Origin of the sequence: Streptomyces sp. NPDC005393, from assembly GCF_040606675.1 — a bacterium.
In the GTDB taxonomy this organism is placed as follows: Bacteria; Actinomycetota; Actinomycetes; order Streptomycetales; family Streptomycetaceae; genus Streptomyces.
Genome location: NZ_JBEXFG010000024.1, coordinates 90,580 through 110,095, shown reverse-complemented (window position 1 = coordinate 110,095; position 19,516 = coordinate 90,580). Strand labels below are relative to the sequence as shown.

The window sequence follows — 19,516 nt, the reverse complement described above, 5'->3', positions numbered from 1 at the left end:
ACGCGGGCAACCAGTGCATCCAAAACCGTTCGGGATGCGCGCAGTGCCTGGCAGTGGGTCCAAGACTCACTCCTGCTCACTGATTAGGAACGGTCAGATGCTGAGCAGGCGTTCCAGCACGTTGCGATAGCCACGCATGGCGAGCCTCAGCTCCTCGGTCTCCGAGATGACCGCGCCGTCGTCGTGCCATGCGGCGCGAAGGGTGCGACGGCGTTCGGCGAGGAGGTCGGCGAGCCGGAGGGTGATGTCATCGAGGAGGGCGTCGGCCTCTTCGACGGAGCCGTGCGGGGAGTCCACGAAGCCGGTGACCGCGTGGCGCAGACGCTGGGCCAGTTTGTCGTGCTCGCTCGTCGACAGGACGGGGAAGCTGGGGCCGTTCGGGGTCTTCGTCGGCTCCGGCTGCCCCGGTGACCGCGTAGCGGCTATCGCGTCCGGCAGGGGCGGCACTTCGTGCTTCTCCAGACCGTGGCGGCGTTGGCCGTTCCGCTCCGGTCCCTCGGCGTACTCCGGGCGCTCCCGGCACTCCCGGCGCTCCCGGCCGTGCGCTTCGAGGGGGTCGGTGGAATCGGTGGGATCGGTGGGGCCGGCCGGGTCCGTCGGGTTGCCGTGGTTACGGGGATTGGTGGGGTCGATCGGGTCCTTCACCAGGCACCGCCCTTCCTGGCGTGGCCCGTTCGCAGCGCCCACCGCTGACGCCTGCCGTGGGCCCTGCCGTCATGATCGGTGGCGGCATGGTGGGGGGCGGCATGGTGGGGGGCGGCATGGTGGGTGGTCTCGTGACCGGTGGTCTCATGACGGCCGGTGGCGCTGTGGTGCGGAGGCCTGACCAGGTCCTCGAAGAAGGGCCGGGCGTGCACCAATGCCTCGCGCAGCTCCTCGGTGTCGGCCCGGCCCTCGCGGGCGCGGGCGGCCGCGTCATGGAGCCGGCGGTAGACCTGCACCCAGTCCGCGTGGTGCACAGACAGCGCCGCGACCTGTTCCTCGTAGCGGTCGGACGGGTAGCCGCGGTCGCGGGCGAGCCGGGCCAGCAGCTGATCGGCACCGGCCACCGCGCGCTCGGGGGACTCGATGAACTCCTCCTGCGCGCCGGCCCACTCCGCCACATATCGCTCACGCAGCTCACCGGGGAGGGGTTCGGTCTTCAGCTCCCCGTAGCGCAGCAGCCGTTCCTCCAGCTCCCGTTCCGCCGCCCTGCTGTCGCCCCCGTGCTGAGCGACGGTCAGCTCGTACTCCGGTCCGAACCGGCGTCGCAGAACGCGTTCTCTGCGGCTGGCGCCCCCGTGTACGAGACGGATGGCGAACGCGATCGCGAGAACGACTGCGACGACAACGACGATGCTGATGGCGACAGTTGGCATGGTCTGCTTCTGCCTTCCCGCAGGCTCCCCCCTCCGGTTCGGGGGCTCTCTGTCGGGTAGCCCGGTCTTCGGTCCTCAAACTGCGGTGCGGTGCGGGACGTCAGATGTCAGGATGCCGGGCATGAGCCGTACGCCCGCCCCGACGATCGCTTCCTGGACGGTGGCCGCGCACCCCGTCGACGACCCCGTCTCGGCCGCGCTGCTGCGCGAGTACCTCGTGGATGTCGCCGATCGCTACTACCGGCTCCACGAGGGGCGGGACTCGACCGCCGAGGAGATCGAGCAGGCGCTGGCGGAGATGCCCAGCGACGATCTCGCCCTGCCGGAGGGGGTGTTCCTGCTGGCCCACCACGCCGGTGAGCTCGCCGGATGCGCGGGGCTACGGCTGCTGGACGAGCGTACGGCGGAGCTCAAGCGGGTCTTCGTACGCCCCGTCAAGCGCGGACTCGGCGGGGGCGGCGCGCTGCTCGCGGCCGTCGAGGCGGCGGCGGGCGCACTGGGCGCCGCGCGGATCGCGCTCGACACCCGGCTCGATCTGGTCGAGGCCCGAGCGCTCTACGCCCGCCATGGCTACCGGGAGGTCGCGCCGTTCACGGAGGGGCCCTACGCCGAGGTCTGGATGGCCAAGGAGCTGGGCTGAACCCTCACCGGGCCCGGTTCACGGCGCCGGGCCGGTGTCCCGCGGCGGCCTCGCGACCCGCGGCTGCTCCGCGTCCGAGCCGCACATCTCCTTCGTCAGCTCGTCCACCAGCTCTACCAGATCGGTCGGGCGGTCCGGCGACCACCAGTCGCCCAGCAGCTCCGCCAGCGACGCCTCGCGCGCCCGGTAGAGCCGGCCCGCCGCCTCCCGGCCGTCCGCGGTCAGCGTCAGGCCCAGGCCGAACCGCACGCCCAGCCCGCGCTCCTCGATCTGGCGGGCCGCGTCCGTGATGACCCGCAGCGGTACGGGGGCGTGCTCGGCGAGGAGGGCGGGTTCGACCGAGCCGTAGTGGCTGATGCGCAGCAGCATCCAGCTCGCGGCCGGCTTGAGGTCGAGCCCGGCCCGCTGGGTGATGTCGACGTAGATCCGCCGCCGCCCCTCCCTGCTGCCCAGCAGCGACAGGGCCCTCGCGCATTCGTCGTGCGAGGAGCGCTCGACCGGGTTGGTGGCCAGCACCTCGCTGGCCTCGGGCGCGGTGACGCTGCCGCGCAGCGGCTCCTCCCGCAGGTACCAGGCGAGGACGAAGGCGATCAGCACGACGGGCACCGCGTACAGGAACACCTCGGTGATGGAGACGGCGAAGGCGTGCAGCACCCCGGCCCGTGGCCCCGGCGGCAGCCGGCCGATGCCCCGTGGATCGGAGCTCAGCCGGTCGGGCGTGATGCCCGGTGGCAGCCGCTGCCCGGCGAGCGCGGCCGCGATATGGGGGCGGAGGTTGTTGACGAAGATCGTGCCGAAGACGGAGACGCCGAACGAGGCGCCGATCGAGCGGAAGAAGGTCGCGCCGGAGGTGGCGACCCCCAGGTCGTCGTAGCTGACGGAGTTCTGCACGATCAGCACCAGCACCTGGATGACCAGGCCGAGCCCGGAGCCGAAGACGAAGAAGTACACGCTCATCTCCGCCACCCCGCTGGACTCCCGCAGCTGATGCAGCAGCAGCAGCCCGACGGCGGTCACGGCGGTGCCCAGGATCGGGAAGATCTTGTAGTGGCCGGTGCGGCTGACCAGGTGTCCGGAGACGGTGGACGAGATCAGCATGCCGAGGACCATCGGCAGCATATGGACGCCGGACATGGTCGGCGAGACGCCCTGGACGACCTGGAGGAAGGTCGGCAGATACACCATGCTGCCGAACATCGCGAAGCCGACGATGAAGCCGATGACCGCGCAGAGCGTGAAGGTGCGGCTGCGGAACAGCTTCAGCGGCAGCACGGGCTCCGCGGCCCGCCTCTCCACCCGTACGAAGGCCACCAGCAGCACCGCGCCGAGCACCGCGAGCCCGATAATCTGCCAGGACCCCCAGGCGTAGGTGACGCCGCCGAGCGAGGCCATCAGCACCAGGGCGGCGGCGACGGCGGCGATCAGGCAGGTCCCCAGATAGTCGATGGTGTGCGGGGTGCGGCTCACCGGGATGTGCAGCACGGACGCGATGACGAGCAGCGCGACGACGCCCACGGGGAGGTTGATGTAGAAGACCCAGCGCCAGCTGAGATGGTCGACGAACACCCCGCCGAGCAGCGGTCCGAGCACGCTCGTGGCGCTGAAGACGGCGCCGAAGAGACCCTGGTAGCGGCCGCGTTCGCGGGGCGGGACGATATCGCCCACGATGGCCATCGACAGCACGATCAGCCCGCCGCCGCCCAGCCCCTGCAGCCCGCGGAAGGCGATCAGCTGACCCATGTTCTGGGCGAGCCCGCACAGCGCGGAGCCGACCAGGAAGATGACGATCGCGGCCTGGAAGAGTTTCTTGCGCCCGTACTGATCGCCAAGCTTGCCCCACAGCGGGGTGGCGGCGGTCGAGGCCAGGAGATACGCGGTGACGACCCACGACAGATGGTCCAGCCCGCCGAGATCGCTGACGATGGTCGGCAGCGCGGTGGAGACGATCGTCTGATCGAGCGCGGCGAGCAACATGCCGAGCAGCAGCGCGCCGATGGCCACCAGGACCATACGCCGCGTCCGGCCCTCCCCGGGTCCGGGTGCCGGGGCGCCCGGGGCTCCGGGGCCCGGGGCTCCTGGGGCCGGAGCCGGGCGGCCGGCGTCCTGCGCCATGGTGACTCCTCGGCTGCTCTGGTGTGGCGGATGCTCGCGCACCTCGGGGCTCGGATACTCGTCACCCCTCATCCTCACCCCATCCTCACCTTTATGCCCTGTTACGGCCCGCCGAGCCGGTCGACGCGGCGAGCGAACACATGCGCGGAAGGGGATCGGATGCGCATAATCGCTGCGACTCCAGGGAGGGAAAGTTCCGTGACGGCAGAGTCCTGCCCGCACTGCTTCGCACCGGCACGCGCCAATGGCCGCCCCGGCTGCGAGTGCGCCGCACGCGCCGCCGCAGCCGCCTCGGCGGCCGGCGACACCGATGACCAGATACATCTGCGTCCTTATGTGACGCTCTCGGAGGAGAGCGCGACCAGCCCGGATCCCGGTGATGACCGGCTGTTCGCGGACGCCGACGAGACGCAGGCGATCGAACCCCTCGACCGCATCGACCCCATCGACCGCGGCGAGAAGAGAAGAGACGACAGACCCGACGGCGGGGACGGCGCGGACGACACGCCCCCCGCGGACCACGCGGACGACAAAGCCGACGTGGACGACGAAGCCGAGGCGGAAGACGCCGCCCCCGGCTCCGCCCGCCACCGCAAGAGCAAGCGCAAGGCCATCGCGATCGTGGTCGCGGGCGCCGCCGCCGTGGCCGTCGCCGGATCGCTGGCCATCGGCACCGGCCTTCTGGGCGGCGCAAACCACAAGGACGACGCCGGCGAGAAGGGCGACCGAACGCTGTCCGACACCCGGACCAGCGCCCCGGCCGCCGACGACGACAAGCCGGCCGAGGACACCACGGCACCCGGCGGCGCCTCGCCGAGCGCGACGGCCGACACCGCCGCCTCCGGCTCCGCGCGGCCGAGCGCGATCCCGAGCGGCAGCGCCGCGCCGATCGCCGCGCCCGCCTCCCCGTCGGCTTCCGCCACCCGTCCGGCCGCCGAGCCGAAGCCGACCGAGCCGACCGGCTCGCCCTCCAGCACGCCCGAAAGCCCCGAGCCCACCGGCCCGCCGGTGCTGCGCGAGGGCGACAGCGGGGCCGAGGTCGCCGAGCTGCAGAAGCGGCTGACGCAGTTGCTGATGTACCTCGGGGCGGCGGACGGAAAGTACGACGACGGGGTGAAGGACGCCGTCTCCAGCTACCAGGACCGCTACGACGTGAAGGGCGATCCGGACGGGGTCTACGGCGAGAACACCCGCCGTGACCTGGAGTCCCGAACCGACGAACCCTAACCGGCCCGGGCCGCGCGGCAATCGGCGACCCGGAACCACTGGCGCACGGCCACCCCTCTTTGTATCGTGGAGGAACAAAGTGGTTCCGCCCGCATTCCCTGACCGGCGGGCGGAGCCGCTTGCCTCTTTCCGCGCCCTGGAGTGCTTGGAGTACGCCGATGCCGGCCACCGCCCCGCTCACCGCCCGCGCACTGCTCCTCGACATGGACGGCACCCTCGTCAACTCCGATGCCGTCGTGGAGCGCTACTGGCGACGGTGGGCCGCCGAGCAGGGGCTGGACGAGGAGAGCGTGCTGAAGGTCGTCCACGGACGGCAGGCCCACGCGACCATGGCGATGCTGCTGCCCGACCGTCCCGTCGAGCGGAACCTGGCCGACAACCAGCGGATGCTGGAGTGGGAGACCACGGATCTCGACGGCGTCGTACCGGTGCCCGGCGCGCCTGCCTTCATGGCCTCGCTGGCCGGTCTTCCGCACGCCCTGGTGACCTCCGCCGACGAGGGCCTCGCCCGCGCCCGGATGGGTGCGACCGCGCTGCCGCTGCCGGAGGTACGGGTCACTGCGGAGTGCGTCGGCGCGAGCAAGCCGGATCCCGAGGGCTTTCTGAAGGGCGCGGCCGAGCTGGGCTTCGCGCCCCGTGACTGCGTCGTCTTCGAGGACTCGGAGGCGGGCATCGCGGCGGGCCGTGCGGCCGGGATGCGGGTCGTCGGGGTCGGACCGCGGGCCGCGGCCCTGGCCCCGGACGCCCATGTGCGGGATCTGGAGCAGGTGCGGGTCGAGGCGCTGTCCGACGGCACCCTGCGGCTGCACTTCTCGGACTGAGCGGACCGGGCCGACCGGGCGCACCGGGCGGACCGGGCGCGCACTGGGCGGGCCAGGCCGACCGGGCGCACTGGGCGGGCCAGGCCGACCGGGCGGACCGGGGGGACCAAGCCGACTGGGCAGCCCAACCCGCCGCCCCGCACCCGCGCCCCGCTCGGGCCCTCAGCCCGCCACGGCCTCGTACAGGCTGAATCCACCCAGCGCCAGCATCACCATCGCCGCGACCTTGGTGATCAGCCGCAGCGGTACGTACTTCATCAGGGTGCGGCCGCCCAGGATGCCGAGCGCCGCGACCGACCACAGGGCCAGCACCGCGCCCACGCCGACCGACAGCGGGTCGTCGTAGCGGGCGGCGAGGTTGGCGGTCATGATCTGGGTGAGATCGCCGAACTCGGCGACCAGGATCAGCGTGAAGCCCGCCCCGGAGACCTTCCAGAAGCTCTGGTCGGCGGGCTTGCGGATCTCCTCCTCGTGGTCGTCCTTCTTGAAGAGCAGCATCGCCGCTCCCCCGAGGAAGAGCGCCCCCACGATCGCCTGCAGCAGCCGGTGCGGCAGCAGGCCGAGCGCGCTGCCCGCCGCGAGGGCGATCCCGACGTGGACGGCGAAGGCGACGGCGACACCGACGAAGACGTACGACGCGCGGTAGCGGGTGCCGAGCATCAGCCCGGCGAGGGCGGTCTTGTCGGGAAGTTCGGCGAGGAAGACGACGCAGAAGACCACGGCGGCGACGGTGAAGCTGAACACAGGCTGGCTACCTCGTTGGATCGGGCCGCGCCGAGGGCCCCGGGGGAGGGATCGCTTCGGCACGGCAGCGTCGGACACTGCGGCCGAAGGTCTCGCTGGCGTACGACGGACCCACCACCACGATGCGGCGATCGCGCTCGTACGCTCCGGGCGCCGGCCCGCCCACGAGGGGCGGGCAGTATGTCGACGGTCCGGCGAGGAGCTACTCCCCTTCTGCTGCCGACAAGGATACGGGAAGCCTCCGGTGCAGCCGGCCCAGGGCGACCAGCTCCAGCACCACCGCGACCGCCACCGCCTGCACCGCCATCAGCGCGACCAGCACGAACAGCTGCACCGCGCCCGCCAGCACGGGTGAGGCGCCGCCCAGCAGCATCCCGACGAAGGCGCCGGGAAGTGTGACGAGTCCCACAGTGCGGGTCTGGTCGAGCCCCGGAAGCAGCGCGTCCGAGGCCGCCGGACGGGCGATTTCCAGCCGCGCCTCCCGCTCCAGCATCCCGAGTGCGAGACCCGCCTCGACCTCGCCGTGGCGCGCGGTCAGCTCGTCCAGCGCGCGCCGCCCGCCGAGCACGGTGGCGGTGAGCGCGCCGCCGATGAGGATGCCGGTGATGGGGATCAGCGCGATCCCCTTGAGCGGTACGAGCCCGGCCAGCAGCAGCACCGCGACCACCGGCACCACCCCGGCGCCGATGGGCAGCGCGGCCCACCACCACGTGCGGTTGAGGGTGATCCGGCGACCCGCGGTGCGTACGGCGACGGCGAACATCAGGGCCAGGAAGGCCAGGAGCAGCGGTACGGACCGGACCACCCAGCCGATGGCATAGGAGACGGCGGCCAGTTGGGCGGCCGCGCGCACCCCCGCCACGGCGATCGCGCGGGCGTAGCCACGGCCGCCGCTGTCCGCGAGACGGGCGCGGGCGGCGACGGCCACGGCGGCCAGCAGCAAGGCGCCGAGCACCACCCCGAGCGTGGCGTTGACCGGCAGCAATGCCGTGGCCGCGAGAGCGGGGGCGGCGAACACGCCGCCACCCTACGGCGGGGAGCGGACGATTCGCGGCACCGCACGGCGCGCACGCCCCGCGAACATCCACGCCCGGGACCCTCTTGCGTTGACATGACCGCGTCGTCACTCTGTTACCTGGCGCCCACCCCACGGAAACCTGGCGCCGCAAACATGGCCGGGCACCAGCGGCCAACGCCCCCCCACTTCAAGGGAGTTCGCATGTCAGAAATGCGCAGTCGCTCCACACGACGTCGCATCTACGCGCGTCGATTGTCCGTCTTCGGCGGGTTCGCCGCCCTGCTGGGCACGCTCGTACTGAACGGACCGTCCGCCCAGGCCTCCCCGCCCACCCCGCCGAGCGCCGCCACCGCCCGTACGGAGCTGGCCTCGTTGACCGTCCAGGCGGAGGGCTCGTCCGACGGTTACAGCCGCGACAAGTTCCCCCACTGGATCACCCAGAGCGGCGCCTGCAACACCCGTGAGGTCGTCCTCAAGCGCGACGGGACGAACGTCCAGACCGACTCCAGCTGCGCGGCGACCAGCGGCAGTTGGTACTCCGAGTACGACGGCGCCACCTGGACGGCCGCCGCCGACGTGGACATCGACCACGTCGTGCCGCTCTCCGAGGCGTGGAAGTCCGGCGCGAGCGGCTGGACCACCGCCCAGCGCCAGGGCTTCGCCAACGATCTGACCCGCTCGCAGCTCATAGCCGTGACGGACAACGTCAACCAGTCCAAGGGCGACCAGGACCCGGCCGAGTGGCTGCCGTCGAGGACGTCCTACCACTGCACGTACGCCCGTATGTGGGTGTCGGTGAAGTACTACTACAAGCTCACCCTCGACCCGGCCGAGAAGACCGCGCTCAGCAACATCCTCAACGGCTGCTGACAGCCCCCCGGAACCGCGAGGACCTCCCCGTCGTTCCGTTCCGTACCGTACGTACCGCGAGCATGCGGTACGCCATGCGCGAGGCATGGACACGGACAGAGCGACGGAGGAGGGCCGGATGGAGCGCCGGGAAGACCGGGAGAGCCGGATGGCCGGGCTGCGCCTGGGACCAGCGCTGCGCCAGGTCGACTGGGAGACGGGGACGAGCGCGACCGTCTGGGTCGAGACCGACCGGCCCTGCGAGGCCGAGGTGCGGTGTGCCGACGGCGCGGGCGGCACGGCCCGCACCTGGCGGATCGCCGACCACCACTACGCCCTGATCCCGGTCACCGGGCTGCGGCCGGGCGGCGAGACGGCGTACCGCGTGCTGCTGGACGGTGAACAGGTCTGGCCGCTGCCCGACTCCGGCTTCCCGGACAGCACGATCCGTACGCCGGCGCCGGAGGCGGACTCCGCGTCGCCCGTACGCGTCGCCTTCGGCTCCTGCCGGTGGGCCGCGCCGCCCTCCGACGCGTCGCACGACCCGGTCGGGCCCGACGCCCTCGACACCCTCGCGCACACCCTGGCCCACGCCCCGGACAGCCCGCGCCCGGATGTGCTGGTGCTGCTGGGCGACCAGGTCTACGCGGACGAGACCTCCGCCGAGACCCGCCGCTGGCTCGCCGGCCGCCGCGATCTGAGCCGGCCGCCGGGGGATCAGGTCGCGGACTATGAGGAGTACACCCGGCTCTACTACGAGTCCTGGCTGGACCCCGAGGTGCGGTGGCTGCTCTCCACCGTCCCCAGTTGCATGATCTTCGACGACCACGACGTCATAGACGACTGGAACACCAGCGAGGCATGGCTGCGCCGGATGCGCGCCACCCCGTGGTGGCGGGAGCGGATCCTGAGCGGCCTGATGTCGTACTGGGTCTATCAGCACCTGGGCAACCTCTCCCCCGCCGAACTGGCCGCCGATGAGCTGTACGCGGCGGTGCGCGACGCGTCGGACGGTGACGGCGACGGCGACGGCACGGAGGTGTTGCGGGAGTTCGCCTCCCGCGCCGACGCGGACCCGACGTCCGCGCGCTGGAGCTACCGCCGCGACTTCGGCCGGGTGCGGCTGCTGATGGTCGACACGCGTGCGGCGCGGGTGCTGGACGAGGGCGCGCGGGCGATGCTCCACGAGAAGGAGCTGGCGTGGGTGCGGGAGCAGGCGCTGGAGGGGACGCCGGACGGTAGATACGACCATCTGCTGCTCGGCACCTCGCTGCCCTGGCTGCTGCCGCACTTCGTGCACGACGTGGAGGCGTGGAACGCCTCGGTCTGCGGCGGGCGGCGTGGCGCGCGCTGGGCCCGGATCGGCGAGGATCTGCGGCAGCGCGGCGACCTGGAGCACTGGGCCGCCTTCCCGGACTCCTTCGACGCGCTCACCGACCTGATCGCGGAGGTGGGCGGCGCATCGGGGGCGCCGGCGACGATCAGTGTGCTGTCGGGCGATGTGCACCATGCGTATATCGCGGAGCCCGACTGGTCGCGCCGGCCGCGCCGGCCGGGCAGCCAGGTGCGGCAGCTGACGTGTTCGCCGGTGCACAACAGCATCGGCGCCCCGATCCGGTTCGGCTTCCGCTTCGGCTGGAGCGCGGCGGGCCGTGCGATCGGCCGTCTCTTCACCCGGCACGGACGCGTCCCGCGCTCCCGGCTGAGCTGGCGCAAAACGGGCGGCCCGTGGTTCGGCAACCAGCTGATGACCCTGACGCTGCGGGGCCGTGCCGCACACCTGCGCCTCGAACAGGCTCAGGCGAACGGGGGGACGGGCGGGCCCCGGCTGGTGACGACGCTGACGACGGACTGGTAGGCACAGGGGACATAAACCCCCCTCACCCATTCCACGATGTGATCCACCCCACAACGGAGCGGAAGGTTCCGGACACTGGCTCGATTCCCGCGGAACGACCGGCCATGATGGGCGCGATTCCTGTGTCACATCTGCCCCGGAGACAACACCTTGGCCGGAGACCCCCACGCCATAGCCGTCGTCGGCGCCGGCCCCCGCGGTACCAGCGTGCTGGAGCGCCTGTGCGCTTCGGCCCCTGAGCTGATGCCCCACACCCCGCTGACCGTGCACATGGTGGATCCCTCCCCGCCCGGTGCGGGCCGGGTGTGGCGTACCGCCCAGCCGGGCGAGTTGCTGATGAACACCGTGGCCTCGCAGGTGACCCTGTTCACCGATGAGAGCGTCGAATGCGGCGGACCGGTACGGACCGGGCCGAGCCTGTACGAATGGGTCGCCGCGAGCGGACTGGCGCCCGGCCTCGGCCCGGACGACTATCCGAGCCGCGCGCTCTACGGCCGCTATCTGGAGTGGGTGTTCGGCGAGGTGGTCCGGAGCGCCCCCGCCGCGGTCACCGTCCAGGTGCACCTGGCCCGCGCCGTACGGCTCGACGAACAACCCGGCGGCGAGCAGGCGTTGACGCTCGACGACGGCACCCGGATCGGCGGGCTGGGCGCGGTCGTCCTCGCCCAGGGCCATCTGCCCGCGACCACCGACGCGACGGAGCGGCGGTACGCGGCGCACGCCGGGCGGCACGGGCTGCGCTACTACCCGCCCGCCAACCCCGCCGATGTCGACTTGTCGCCCATCGCGCCTGGTGAACCGGTCCTGCTCCGCGGCCTCGGCCTCAACTTCTTCGACCATATGACGCTGCTGACGGCGGGCCGGGGCGGGACGTTCGCACCCGACCCGCGGGGCAGCGGCAGCGGGCTGGTCTATCGGCCCTCGGGCCGTGAGCCACGGCTGTACGCGGGTTCGCGGCGCGGCATCCCGTACCAGGCGCGCGGCGACAACGCGAAGGGGCCGTGCGGCAGGCATACCCCGCTGCTGCTCACCCCCGACGTCCTCGGCCAGTTCCGCAAGCGCGCGGACGCCGGCGACCCGCCGGACTTCCTGACGGAGATATGGCCGCTGGTGGCCAAGGAGGCCGAGACGGTCTACTACGAGGCGCTGCTGGCGCTCCGCGCGCCCGGCACCCCCATCCCGTCCACACCGGCCCCATCCGCCCCCGCCTCATCCATCCCGTCGCGCTTCAGGAGTCACTTTTTGGCCACCGAGCACGGCAGCCCCGAAGAGGCCGCCGTACTCTCGGAATTCGGCATACCGCAGACCGAGCGCTGGTCCTGGGATGAGGTGTCACAGCCGCACCGGGGGCGCGAGTTCACGGGGCGTGACGACTTCCAGCGATGGCTGCTGGCCTACGCGCGCCAGGACGTGGCGCACGCCCGCCTCGGCAATGTGGAGGGCCCCGTCAAGGCGGCCCTGGACGTACTGCGCGACCTCCGCAACGAGGTGCGGCAGATCGTCGACCACGGCGGGCTGACGGGGGCCTCGCGCCGCGCCCATCTCGACCGCTGGTACACCCCGCTGAACGCGTTTCTCTCGATCGGCCCGCCGCGCCGCCGGATCGAGGAGATGGCCGCGCTGATCGAGGCGGGCGTGCTCCAGATCCTCGGCCCGCGGCTGGAAGTGTCCATGGAGGCCCCTGAACACGGCGGGCGCGGCGGCGGTTTCTCCGCGCGGTCGGCCGAGGTGCCGGGTCCGCCCGTGACGGTGACGACGCTGATCGAGGCGCGGCTGCCGGAGCCGGATCTGCGGCGGACGGCCGATGAGTTGCTGCTCCATCTGCTGAGCACCGGGCAGTGCCGCCCGCACCGGGTGGAGAGCTACGAGACGGGCGGACTCGATGTCACCGCCGCGCCCTACCGGCTGGTGGACGCTCAGGGACGGCCGCATCCGCGCCGTTTCGCCATCGGGGTGCCGACCGAGGGGGTCCACTGGGTGACGGCCGCGGGGGCCCGGCCGGGGGTGAACTCGGTCACGCTGTGCGACACGGACGCGGTGGCACGGGCAGTGTTGCGCGTCGCGGTGACGGCGCCGCCCTGGGAGGAAGACGCCCCCATGTGCGCCGTAGGGCTCTGAGAAGCGGCTTTCGGACGATTTCAGCACGCCTTCCGGGGCCTTGCGTTGGCAAGAACTTGAACTTGCAAGCACAGGTGAGGTCACCCTGACCTGGCGTTCCCATTGTTTCCCGTCCCCGGAACAAGGAGCACGCCCCCATGCCTCCCGCCACGCCCCGCAACCTCGGTGAAGTCCTGACAACGGCAGACCGTACGCTCTGTCCCTTTTCCGCATCGTCGTCGGCCTGCTCTTCTTCTGCCACGGCGCCTCGTCGCTGCTCGGCTGGTTCGGCGGCATGATGGGCACCGGCAAGACCATCGACGCGGGCACCTGGCCCGGCTGGTACGCCGCGGTGATCCAACTCGTCGGCGGCGCCCTGGTGCCGCTCGGTCTCGGCACCCGCAGCGCGGCGTTCCTCTCCTCGGGCTCGATGGCGTACGCGTACTTCCACGAGCACCAGCCGGAGAGGCCGTGGCCCCTTCAGAACGGCGGCGAGCTCGCCGCGATGTTCTGCTGGGCGCTCCTGCTCATCGTCTTCACCGGCCCCGGCCCCTGGGCGCCGGACCGGCTCCTCGGCTCGGCCCTGGAGTCCGCCACGGCGACCGAGGCGCAGCGCCGGCCGTCGGCGGTCTGATATACGTCACGTCAAGCGTCACGCCCTGGGGGTCAAGTGCCCCCTCATGGCGTGATTCGAACAACATCATCACCCATTACCGGTATCCTCATCAGTCACAGGCGTACGCTGTATGGCTGTACAGGCTGGCGCCTGCCGCTTCCCGGCGACATGCGCAGCGGGGGGAACGGGATCGGGAGAAGAACGTTGTTGGAACATTTGGGGTCGCTGACCAACACCCCATGGATTTACGCGGTCATCGCGGCATCTGTCCTCCTCGACGTCTTCCTGCCCGTTCTGCCCAGCGGAGTCCTCGTCATCACCGCCGCCACCGCGGCCGCCGGGACCACGGTCGACGCCGTGGGGGCGGTGCGCCAGGCGGACGCGGCCGACTTCCCGGCGATGTTCGCGCTCGTGCTGTGCGCGGCGACCGCCTCCGTCCTCGGCGACATGGTCGCCTACCGGCTGGCCTGGCGCGGCAGTGACCGGCTCGACCGGGCCATCGCGCGCTCGCGCCGACTCACCTGCGCACAAGAGAAGTTGGGCACCGCGATCGTGCGCGGCGGCGGCCCGCTGGTCGTGATAGCCCGCTTCGCCCCCGCCGGACGCTCGGTCGTCAGCCTGAGCGCGGGCGCGGCCCACCGCAGGGTCAAGGAGTTCCTGCCGTGGTCGGCGGTGGCCGGGCTGGCGTGGGCGGCGTACAGCGTGGCCCTCGGCTATGTCGGCGGACAGTGGCTCGGCGCCACCTGGCTCGGTACGGCAGTCTCGGTGCTCGCGCTCTTCGCGGCGGGCGCCGGCGCGGCGTTCGTGGTGAAGCGGCCCGGCGCGGACGAGGCCGGTCCGCTGCCCGCTCCCGCCGGTCCGGCGGGAGCGCCGGTGCCCTCGGTCCCCCAGGTCCCCTAGGTCCGTGTCGGCGAGCGATTACGACTCGGCCCGGGATTCCGGTTACCGTCCCCCCATGCGTACCCCCTTCCTGCCGGTGCCGGCATGCTGAGCCGTGCTGCCGGGCTGGTCGCGGCGTTTCTCGCGGGCCTCGCCCTGGTCGTCGCCGCTGTCCTTGTCGTACGGCATCTCACCGCGCCCTCGAAACCCGAGCTGCCGGTGATCCCTGAGGCCCGGCGCCCGGTCGTGGAGGTGGCGGCCCGTGTCTGCCCCTCACTGAGCGTGCCGCTGCTGGCCGCGCAGATCGACGCGGAGAGCGGCTGGCGGCCGGACGCGGACTCGGGGCACGCCCAGGGCATTTCGCAGTTCTCGCCGGACACCTGGAAGGAGTGGGGCCGGGACGGCAACGGCGACGGCAAGGCCGACGTCTGGGAGCCCCGGGACGCCATCCCCTCGCAGGCGCGCTATATGTGCCATCTGTACACCGTGGTCAAGGTGATCCCGGGCAGCGAGACCAAGCTCGCCGCGACCAGGCTCGCGCTCGCGGCGTACAACGCGGGGCCGAACGCGGTCCTCAGGGCGCGCGGCATCCCGAAGATCCAGGAGACGCGTGGCTATGTGGACAAGATCGTGAAGGAGCTGCTCCCCAAGTACCGGGAGAGCGAGGTGAAGTACCAGAAGAGCGAGGCGAAGCACACCGCCGGGAAGAACCCCTCCGGGATCCACACCGGCCCCGCCTCCGCCCCGCCCTCGTCCGCCCCGCCCTCCCCTGTGCCCTCCCTGTCGCCGTCCCTTGCGCCCTCCCCCACCGCTTCCGCGGACCCGTCCTCGGACCTCCCCGCCGCCACCACACCGCCTACGCGTCGGTGGCGATGAAGTCCTCCACGGCCCGTACGAGTTCCAGCGGGGTCTCATCGGCGGGGTAGTGCCCGGCGCACGGCAGCTCGACCAGTTCGGCGTTGGGGTACCAGCGCAGCCAGGTCTGCCGCATCACCTCCGCCGTGAGCGCCGGGTCATGGGCGCCGACCACGACCCGGACCGGCACCCGGGCACCGTCTATCTCCTCGTGGAAGTCCTCCAGCGCCCAGGAGTCCAGCCACGCCCGGAACGCCTTGGCGTCGCTGTGCTCCACCGAGTGCCGCACCATCAGGTCCAGCCACACGGCCGGGTGACGGCCTCCGGTGGTGAGGTCGATGATCGTCCGCCGGTTCTCGGGGCGGTCGGCGGCGTTCGCGAACAGCTGCCACTGCTCGCCCTCCATCGGCACCCCGCTGGCGGGCACCGGCGCGACCCCGACCAGCCGCCGGACGCGGTGCGGGGCGGCGGCCACGACGCGCTGGACGACGGCGCCGCCCATCGAGTGGCCGAGGAGGGAGAACCGCTCCCAGCCGAGTTCATCGGCGAGCGCGAGCAGATCCTGGCCGGCCTCGGCGGTCGTGTACGCGCCGGGGAGGTCGCGCGCCTCCCCGTAGCCGCGCAGATCGGGGAGGACGTAGGTGAAGGCGCGCCGGTCGATATGCGGCAGCATCGCGGCGTACGCGGCGCGGTCCGAGAACCAGCCGTGCACCGCCATCACATGGTGCGGCCCTTGGCCGACGGTCTCATACGGTGGAACGAGGGGTGGAACGATCGGTCCCATGGCACCTCCGGTCCCAGTCGAATGCGGGCGCGCGGCGCGTGCCCGGGGGGACAACGGTGACGTCTCCAACGGAACTGGGCAAGCCCGGTGCGCATATGCGTGCCCGCGATACGACATCAGGAGGGGCCGTATCGCGGGCACGAGGATGATCCGTGTAGCTGCCGAGCCCCCATGCCTCATGGCTGGTGACATCGGCGCCCACCTTGTAGGCCGCGTAGCCCTGCGTGTTTCCGTTCATCCAGGCGGCCTGGTTGGGCGGGTCGTAGGCATTTCGTTCTGTTGAAGTGCTCTCCCGGATGAATCCGGGAGATTCCTGCCTACCTTGCGGTGGCGGGCTTGACGCGACGAGCGCGCCTGACGACTGCCCTTCCGGCAGCCGGGATGAGCGCGTGGCCCATCCGGTACAGGTGCAAGATGTTCCGTCTGCGCCCAGCTGGCGGAGGCGGTCGTACGTCTCGCCCCGGGCGAGGGCCTACGCCGTCGGCCGCCGGCCGGCCACGAGCCCCCGCCCCGGCGGGACCAGGAGCCATCGAGCGGAGAGTAGCGGTGAAACCGGGTCAGTCATGATCGGCGTCCCTCCCACCAACTCCCGAGGGGACAGGGGCCCATGACCGCGACCACCGCCACCCGCTATCTCTATCTGACCCGGCACGGCGAGGCCACCCCGGACGAACGCGAGCTGACACCGAACGGCCGCCGCCAGGCCGTACTGCTCGGCGACCGGCTCCGGGACGTACCCCTGTCGGCGATCCACCACGGCCCGCTGCCCCGGGCGGCCCAGGCCGCCCGGCTGATCGGCGAGCGGCTCGACGGCGTACCCGCCCACGCCTGCGAGCCGGCCGGGGACTACGTGCCGTACACGCCCCGGCGGGACGAACTGCCGCCCGACTCCGCCGACTTCCTGCTCGACTTCGTCCACCGCTTCCCGGCGGACGAACGCGCCCGCGGCCCCCGGCTGGCCCACGAGGCCGCGGAACACTTCACGGGCCCGGCGGACGGCCCCGAAGACCGCCATGAGCTGGTCGTCACCCATAACTTCCTCATCGGCTGGCTCGTCCGGGCCGCGCTCGACGCCCCCAAGTGGCGCTGGCTGGGCCTCAACCACTGCAACGCGGCCCTGACGGTCATCCGCTACCCGCCGCCCGGCCGGCCGCCCTCCGTCCTCTTCTCCAACGACATGACGCACCTGCCCGCACCGCTGCGCTGGACCGGCTACCCGCCGGAGCTGCGGATCACGTCCTGAGCCGGGCGGGATGCATGCGGCGGAGGCCGGACCCGCGCTGTTGGGTCCGGCCCCCGCCGTGTCCGAGTCCGCATGCAGCCCAGCAAGCGTGAATAAGGACAAGCACCACGGTAGGGGTCGCCACTGACAACGGACCTGGCTCGCCGGGGCGGCGGCGGCCGTCCGCGCCGCAGGGGTCGGGGGCGGGCGCGCGCCATCGCCGGATGACGGCCGGTGGGGCTACGGCCCGGTGCCGTCGGCCCCGTGGGTGGGAATGCGCCGTCACGGCCCGCGCCTCCGGGGGAGCCTTTTCGAGATTGTTTGACAAAGTAGTTGCGCGAGGTCAAGCGTTTTCCGTAGGGGGGTGCCGCCCAGGCGCGAGACGAAAGCCGCACTCGGCGGGGCCGTGTCCTGTCCAAGCAGCGCCGACCGCACTACCGGCACCCCGCCGACCCGTCACCCGGCAACCGGCCCGCACCCGCCCCCACCCCGCCCGATGCACCAAGCACCTCAGGCGAAACCGAACCCGCACTTGGCGGGGCCGTATCCCGTCCAGCAACGCAGACCGCACTACCGGCACCCCGCCGACCCGTCACCCGTCACCCGGCAACCGGCCCGCACCCGCCCCCACCCCGCCCGCGCGCCGCGAGTCCGCGCGGCATGGCCGGAGCGCAGCCACTGGACCGTCTCCCCATCGACGCGCCCGATTCGCCGAGGGCAGAACGCCGTTCCCTTCCCGCCCGGCGCAACGCTTCTACGCTGAGGGGGTGAGCAGCCACGCGTCGAACCGAGCCCGCGTCATCCCCCTGCGTCCGGCCACGGCGGCCCCCGCCGACGCCACCGGCCCCGAGGCCAAGGAGCCGGTCAAGGAGCCCCTCTGGCGGCATATCGTCGGCGGTGTCCTGCGCCGCGAGCGCCTCGCCCAGGAGCGGACGCTCAAGGACGTGGCCGACGAGGCCCGTATCTCGATGCCGTACCTCTCCGAGCTCGAACGCGGCCGCAAAGAGGCCTCGTCCGAGGTCCTCGCGGCCGCCGCCCACGCCCTCGGCCTCGGGTTGGCCGAACTCCTCGCCCTGGCCCAGGGCGAACTCGCCCGCCTCGCCTCCACCGCACCGGGCGCCCGGCGGCGCGACGGCACGGCGACGTCCCTCGCGACGCGAAGCGTCGGGCGTGCCGGGAGCACCGGGCACCAGGGCGAGGTACGCCTGGCCGCCTGACGAGGCCTTACCCCATGACCGTCACACCCTCGCCCTCCGCCGGCTGAGCACCTCATCGGCGAGCCCGTACGTCACCGCCCCCTCCGCCGTGAAGACCTTGTCGCGGTCCATATCGGCGCGGAGGGTCGCGACGTCGTGGGGCGTGTGCCGGGACAGCACCTCCTCGACCTGCGAGCGGATCCGCAGCATCTCCTCGGCCCGCAAGATGAGGTCCGAGACGGTCCCCTGCTGCCCGCCGCTCACCGGCTGCCCCAACAGCACCCCGGCGTGCTCGAGTCCATCGGTCCACCATTGCCGCCACGTCAGGAATCTCGGCCCGCAGCAGATTCGCCCACGGCAGAGGGCCTTTCCGCTCTGCGGGCGGCGACAACGGCGTCAGGCCCGGCGATGCCCTATCGCCAAAAGGTGTGAGCTGGCGGCCAGCAACTCCGGGTACGGCTCAGCCATACGCGCGGCTGTCAGTGCCGAGTTGAACAGCGGCGAATCGATCACCGACTCGCCGGTGTACTGCTCTGTCGCCTTCAGCATCGCCCACGTGGGACCCTCGATACCGAAGACTTCGGCGTCGAACCCGGCCTCGGTCACTTCCTCGCGCAGTTGCTCGCCCGTGTGGAAGTAAGCAGCCGTGAATGCCTTCTTGCCATCGTGGATCTGGGTGCGGAGGATGTTCCCGACGCTCTCCTGCATCCGCTCACGGTAGAGATGCGCGAACGCCGTGTGCTCGAAAAGGCTGGCGTAACGGTTGATCCCAGCCGCGGCAAACAGCCCACCGGGGCGCAGCACACGGTACGCCTCGGCGAGCGCCTGGTCCCGATCATCACGCTCCAGCAGGTGATAGAGGGGGCCGAGCAGGAGGACCACGTCATAGGACTCCTTTTCGGCCGCGAGCTGCCGGGCGTCGCCCAGCGCGACGGTGCACCCCTCGATGCGCTGCGCCTGCTCGATATGGCGGGGAACGGGGTCGACGAGGTGGACGTGGTAGCCACCCTCGATCAGCCAGCGAGCGTGGGTGCCGGGCCCACCGCCGACATCGAGAACGCGCGCAGGGGCCGGAGGGAGGTAACGGCGCAGGAGTTCCTGCGTCCGCACCATCTCCAGCACACCGTCCGCCGAGGCCGACAGCCGCTCGGCCTCGTTAATGCCGGATGTGTAGAACGTCATGACCTCGGGCGCTATCCGGTGAGTTGCCATGGCTGCATTCTGGTGGACCAACGGCTAG

At 71.9% G+C, this 19,516-nt stretch carries 18 protein-coding genes and 1 pseudogene; 11 read left to right on the top strand and 8 right to left on the bottom strand.

Annotation, left to right across the window (positions count from 1 at the left end; translation table 11 throughout):
- Nucleotides 1-93 precede the first annotated feature (93 nt).
- Nucleotides 94-645: a hypothetical protein gene (locus ABZS71_RS21035; protein ID WP_356212199.1), complete on the bottom strand. Its 552-nt coding sequence runs from the start codon at nucleotides 643-645 to the stop codon at nucleotides 94-96.
- Nucleotides 642-1,358 (bottom strand): hypothetical protein, encoded by a 717-nt coding sequence (locus ABZS71_RS21030; RefSeq protein WP_356212196.1) that lies wholly within the window; start codon nucleotides 1,356-1,358, stop codon nucleotides 642-644. Before ABZS71_RS21030 ends, ABZS71_RS21035 begins: the two co-directional genes overlap by 4 nt.
- A 121-nt stretch (nucleotides 1,359-1,479) precedes the next feature.
- Here ABZS71_RS21030 and ABZS71_RS21025 point away from each other — a divergent pair, with 121 nt between their 5' ends.
- Nucleotides 1,480-1,998, top strand: coding sequence for a GNAT family N-acetyltransferase (locus tag ABZS71_RS21025; RefSeq protein WP_356212193.1), 519 nt, complete (start codon nucleotides 1,480-1,482; stop codon nucleotides 1,996-1,998).
- Nucleotides 1,999-2,016: 18 nt separating this feature from the next.
- Here ABZS71_RS21025 and ABZS71_RS21020 read toward each other — a convergent pair whose 3' ends face one another.
- Complete coding sequence (locus ABZS71_RS21020; protein WP_356212223.1) at nucleotides 2,017-4,008, bottom strand: MFS transporter; 1,992 nt, start codon at nucleotides 4,006-4,008, stop codon at nucleotides 2,017-2,019.
- A 300-nt stretch (nucleotides 4,009-4,308) separates the two neighbouring features.
- Between ABZS71_RS21020 and ABZS71_RS21015 the strand changes: the two genes are divergently transcribed.
- Nucleotides 4,309-5,337, top strand: coding sequence for a peptidoglycan-binding domain-containing protein (locus ABZS71_RS21015; protein WP_356212190.1), 1,029 nt, complete (start codon nucleotides 4,309-4,311; stop codon nucleotides 5,335-5,337).
- 158 nt (nucleotides 5,338-5,495) lie between these two features.
- A complete protein-coding gene (locus tag ABZS71_RS21010) occupies nucleotides 5,496-6,158 on the top strand; it encodes an HAD-IA family hydrolase (protein WP_356212187.1) in 663 nt (220 codons plus the stop codon).
- A 162-nt stretch (nucleotides 6,159-6,320) separates the two neighbouring features.
- Here the strand turns inward: ABZS71_RS21010 and ABZS71_RS21005 are convergent, their stop codons facing one another.
- Both ABZS71_RS21005 and ABZS71_RS21000 read right to left on the bottom strand, forming a co-directional pair.
- The gene (locus ABZS71_RS21005; protein WP_356212184.1) at nucleotides 6,321-6,902 is read right to left on the bottom strand and encodes a TMEM165/GDT1 family protein; all 582 of its coding nucleotides are present in this window, start codon (nucleotides 6,900-6,902) and stop codon (nucleotides 6,321-6,323) included.
- 202 nt (nucleotides 6,903-7,104) lie between these two features.
- Complete coding sequence (locus ABZS71_RS21000; protein WP_356212181.1) at nucleotides 7,105-7,920, bottom strand: ABC transporter permease; 816 nt, start codon at nucleotides 7,918-7,920, stop codon at nucleotides 7,105-7,107.
- Between the two features lie 201 nt (nucleotides 7,921-8,121).
- Here ABZS71_RS21000 and ABZS71_RS20995 point away from each other — a divergent pair, with 201 nt between their 5' ends.
- From ABZS71_RS20995 to ABZS71_RS20970, 6 genes are all read left to right on the top strand, one after another.
- Nucleotides 8,122-8,790: an HNH endonuclease family protein gene (locus tag ABZS71_RS20995; RefSeq protein ID WP_356212178.1), complete on the top strand. Its 669-nt coding sequence runs from the start codon at nucleotides 8,122-8,124 to the stop codon at nucleotides 8,788-8,790.
- 148 nt (nucleotides 8,791-8,938) lie between these two features.
- Nucleotides 8,939-10,627, top strand: coding sequence for an alkaline phosphatase D family protein (locus tag ABZS71_RS20990; protein ID WP_356212220.1), 1,689 nt, complete (start codon nucleotides 8,939-8,941; stop codon nucleotides 10,625-10,627).
- A gap of 150 nt (nucleotides 10,628-10,777) precedes the next feature.
- Nucleotides 10,778-12,745, top strand: a complete 1,968-nt coding sequence (locus tag ABZS71_RS20985; RefSeq protein WP_356212175.1) for an FAD/NAD(P)-binding protein — start codon at nucleotides 10,778-10,780, stop codon at nucleotides 12,743-12,745.
- A gap of 196 nt (nucleotides 12,746-12,941) precedes the next feature.
- Nucleotides 12,942-13,358 (top strand): DoxX family protein, encoded by a 417-nt coding sequence (locus tag ABZS71_RS20980; RefSeq protein ID WP_356212217.1) that lies wholly within the window; start codon nucleotides 12,942-12,944, stop codon nucleotides 13,356-13,358.
- 186 nt (nucleotides 13,359-13,544) lie between these two features.
- Nucleotides 13,545-14,240: a VTT domain-containing protein gene (locus ABZS71_RS20975; protein ID WP_355855467.1), complete on the top strand. Its 696-nt coding sequence runs from the start codon at nucleotides 13,545-13,547 to the stop codon at nucleotides 14,238-14,240.
- Nucleotides 14,241-14,324: 84 nt separating this feature from the next.
- Nucleotides 14,325-15,095: a lytic transglycosylase domain-containing protein gene (locus ABZS71_RS20970; protein WP_356212172.1), complete on the top strand. Its 771-nt coding sequence runs from the start codon at nucleotides 14,325-14,327 to the stop codon at nucleotides 15,093-15,095.
- Here the strand turns inward: ABZS71_RS20970 and ABZS71_RS20965 are convergent.
- Nucleotides 15,076-15,858, bottom strand: a complete 783-nt coding sequence (locus tag ABZS71_RS20965; RefSeq protein ID WP_355855472.1) for an alpha/beta hydrolase — start codon at nucleotides 15,856-15,858, stop codon at nucleotides 15,076-15,078. The two genes, ABZS71_RS20970 and ABZS71_RS20965, sit on opposite strands and share 20 nt — an antisense overlap.
- A 607-nt stretch (nucleotides 15,859-16,465) precedes the next feature.
- Between ABZS71_RS20965 and ABZS71_RS20960 the strand changes: the two genes are divergently transcribed.
- Both ABZS71_RS20960 and ABZS71_RS20955 read left to right on the top strand, forming a co-directional pair.
- The gene (locus tag ABZS71_RS20960; RefSeq protein WP_356212169.1) at nucleotides 16,466-17,101 is read left to right on the top strand and encodes a histidine phosphatase family protein; all 636 of its coding nucleotides are present in this window, start codon (nucleotides 16,466-16,468) and stop codon (nucleotides 17,099-17,101) included.
- A 746-nt stretch (nucleotides 17,102-17,847) separates the two neighbouring features.
- Complete coding sequence (locus ABZS71_RS20955; protein WP_355850707.1) at nucleotides 17,848-18,297, top strand: helix-turn-helix transcriptional regulator; 450 nt, start codon at nucleotides 17,848-17,850, stop codon at nucleotides 18,295-18,297.
- Nucleotides 18,298-18,318: 21 nt separating this feature from the next.
- On the opposite strand, the pseudogene ABZS71_RS20950 reads toward ABZS71_RS20955, so the two are convergent.
- Both ABZS71_RS20950 and ABZS71_RS20945 read right to left on the bottom strand, forming a co-directional pair.
- A pseudogene (locus ABZS71_RS20950) lies at nucleotides 18,319-18,573 on the bottom strand (ATP-dependent Clp protease proteolytic subunit); the annotation flags it as partial.
- 99 nt (nucleotides 18,574-18,672) lie between these two features.
- Nucleotides 18,673-19,488: a class I SAM-dependent methyltransferase gene (locus ABZS71_RS20945; RefSeq protein WP_356212166.1), complete on the bottom strand. Its 816-nt coding sequence runs from the start codon at nucleotides 19,486-19,488 to the stop codon at nucleotides 18,673-18,675.
- Between the last annotated feature and the right edge of the window lie 28 nt (nucleotides 19,489-19,516).

Excerpts from the sequence above, each read along its gene's own strand:
- ABZS71_RS21020 (WP_356212223.1), bottom strand. The coding sequence starts at position 4,008 with ATGGTCCTGGTGGCCATCGGCGCGCTGCTGCTCGGCATGTTGCTCGCC.
- ABZS71_RS20990 (WP_356212220.1), top strand. The coding sequence starts at position 8,939 with ATGGCCGGGCTGCGCCTGGGACCAGCGCTGCGCCAGGTCGACTGGGAG.
- ABZS71_RS21025 (WP_356212193.1), top strand. The coding sequence starts at position 1,480 with ATGAGCCGTACGCCCGCCCCGACGATCGCTTCCTGGACGGTGGCCGCG.
- ABZS71_RS20945 (WP_356212166.1), bottom strand. The coding sequence starts at position 19,488 with ATGGCAACTCACCGGATAGCGCCCGAGGTCATGACGTTCTACACATCC.
- ABZS71_RS20995 (WP_356212178.1), top strand. The coding sequence starts at position 8,122 with ATGTCAGAAATGCGCAGTCGCTCCACACGACGTCGCATCTACGCGCGT.
- ABZS71_RS20960 (WP_356212169.1), top strand. The coding sequence starts at position 16,466 with ATGACCGCGACCACCGCCACCCGCTATCTCTATCTGACCCGGCACGGC.
- ABZS71_RS21030 (WP_356212196.1), bottom strand. The coding sequence starts at position 1,358 with ATGCCAACTGTCGCCATCAGCATCGTCGTTGTCGTCGCAGTCGTTCTC.
- ABZS71_RS20965 (WP_355855472.1), bottom strand. The coding sequence starts at position 15,858 with ATGGGACCGATCGTTCCACCCCTCGTTCCACCGTATGAGACCGTCGGC.
- ABZS71_RS21010 (WP_356212187.1), top strand. The coding sequence starts at position 5,496 with ATGCCGGCCACCGCCCCGCTCACCGCCCGCGCACTGCTCCTCGACATG.
- ABZS71_RS20970 (WP_356212172.1), top strand. The coding sequence starts at position 14,325 with ATGCTGAGCCGTGCTGCCGGGCTGGTCGCGGCGTTTCTCGCGGGCCTC.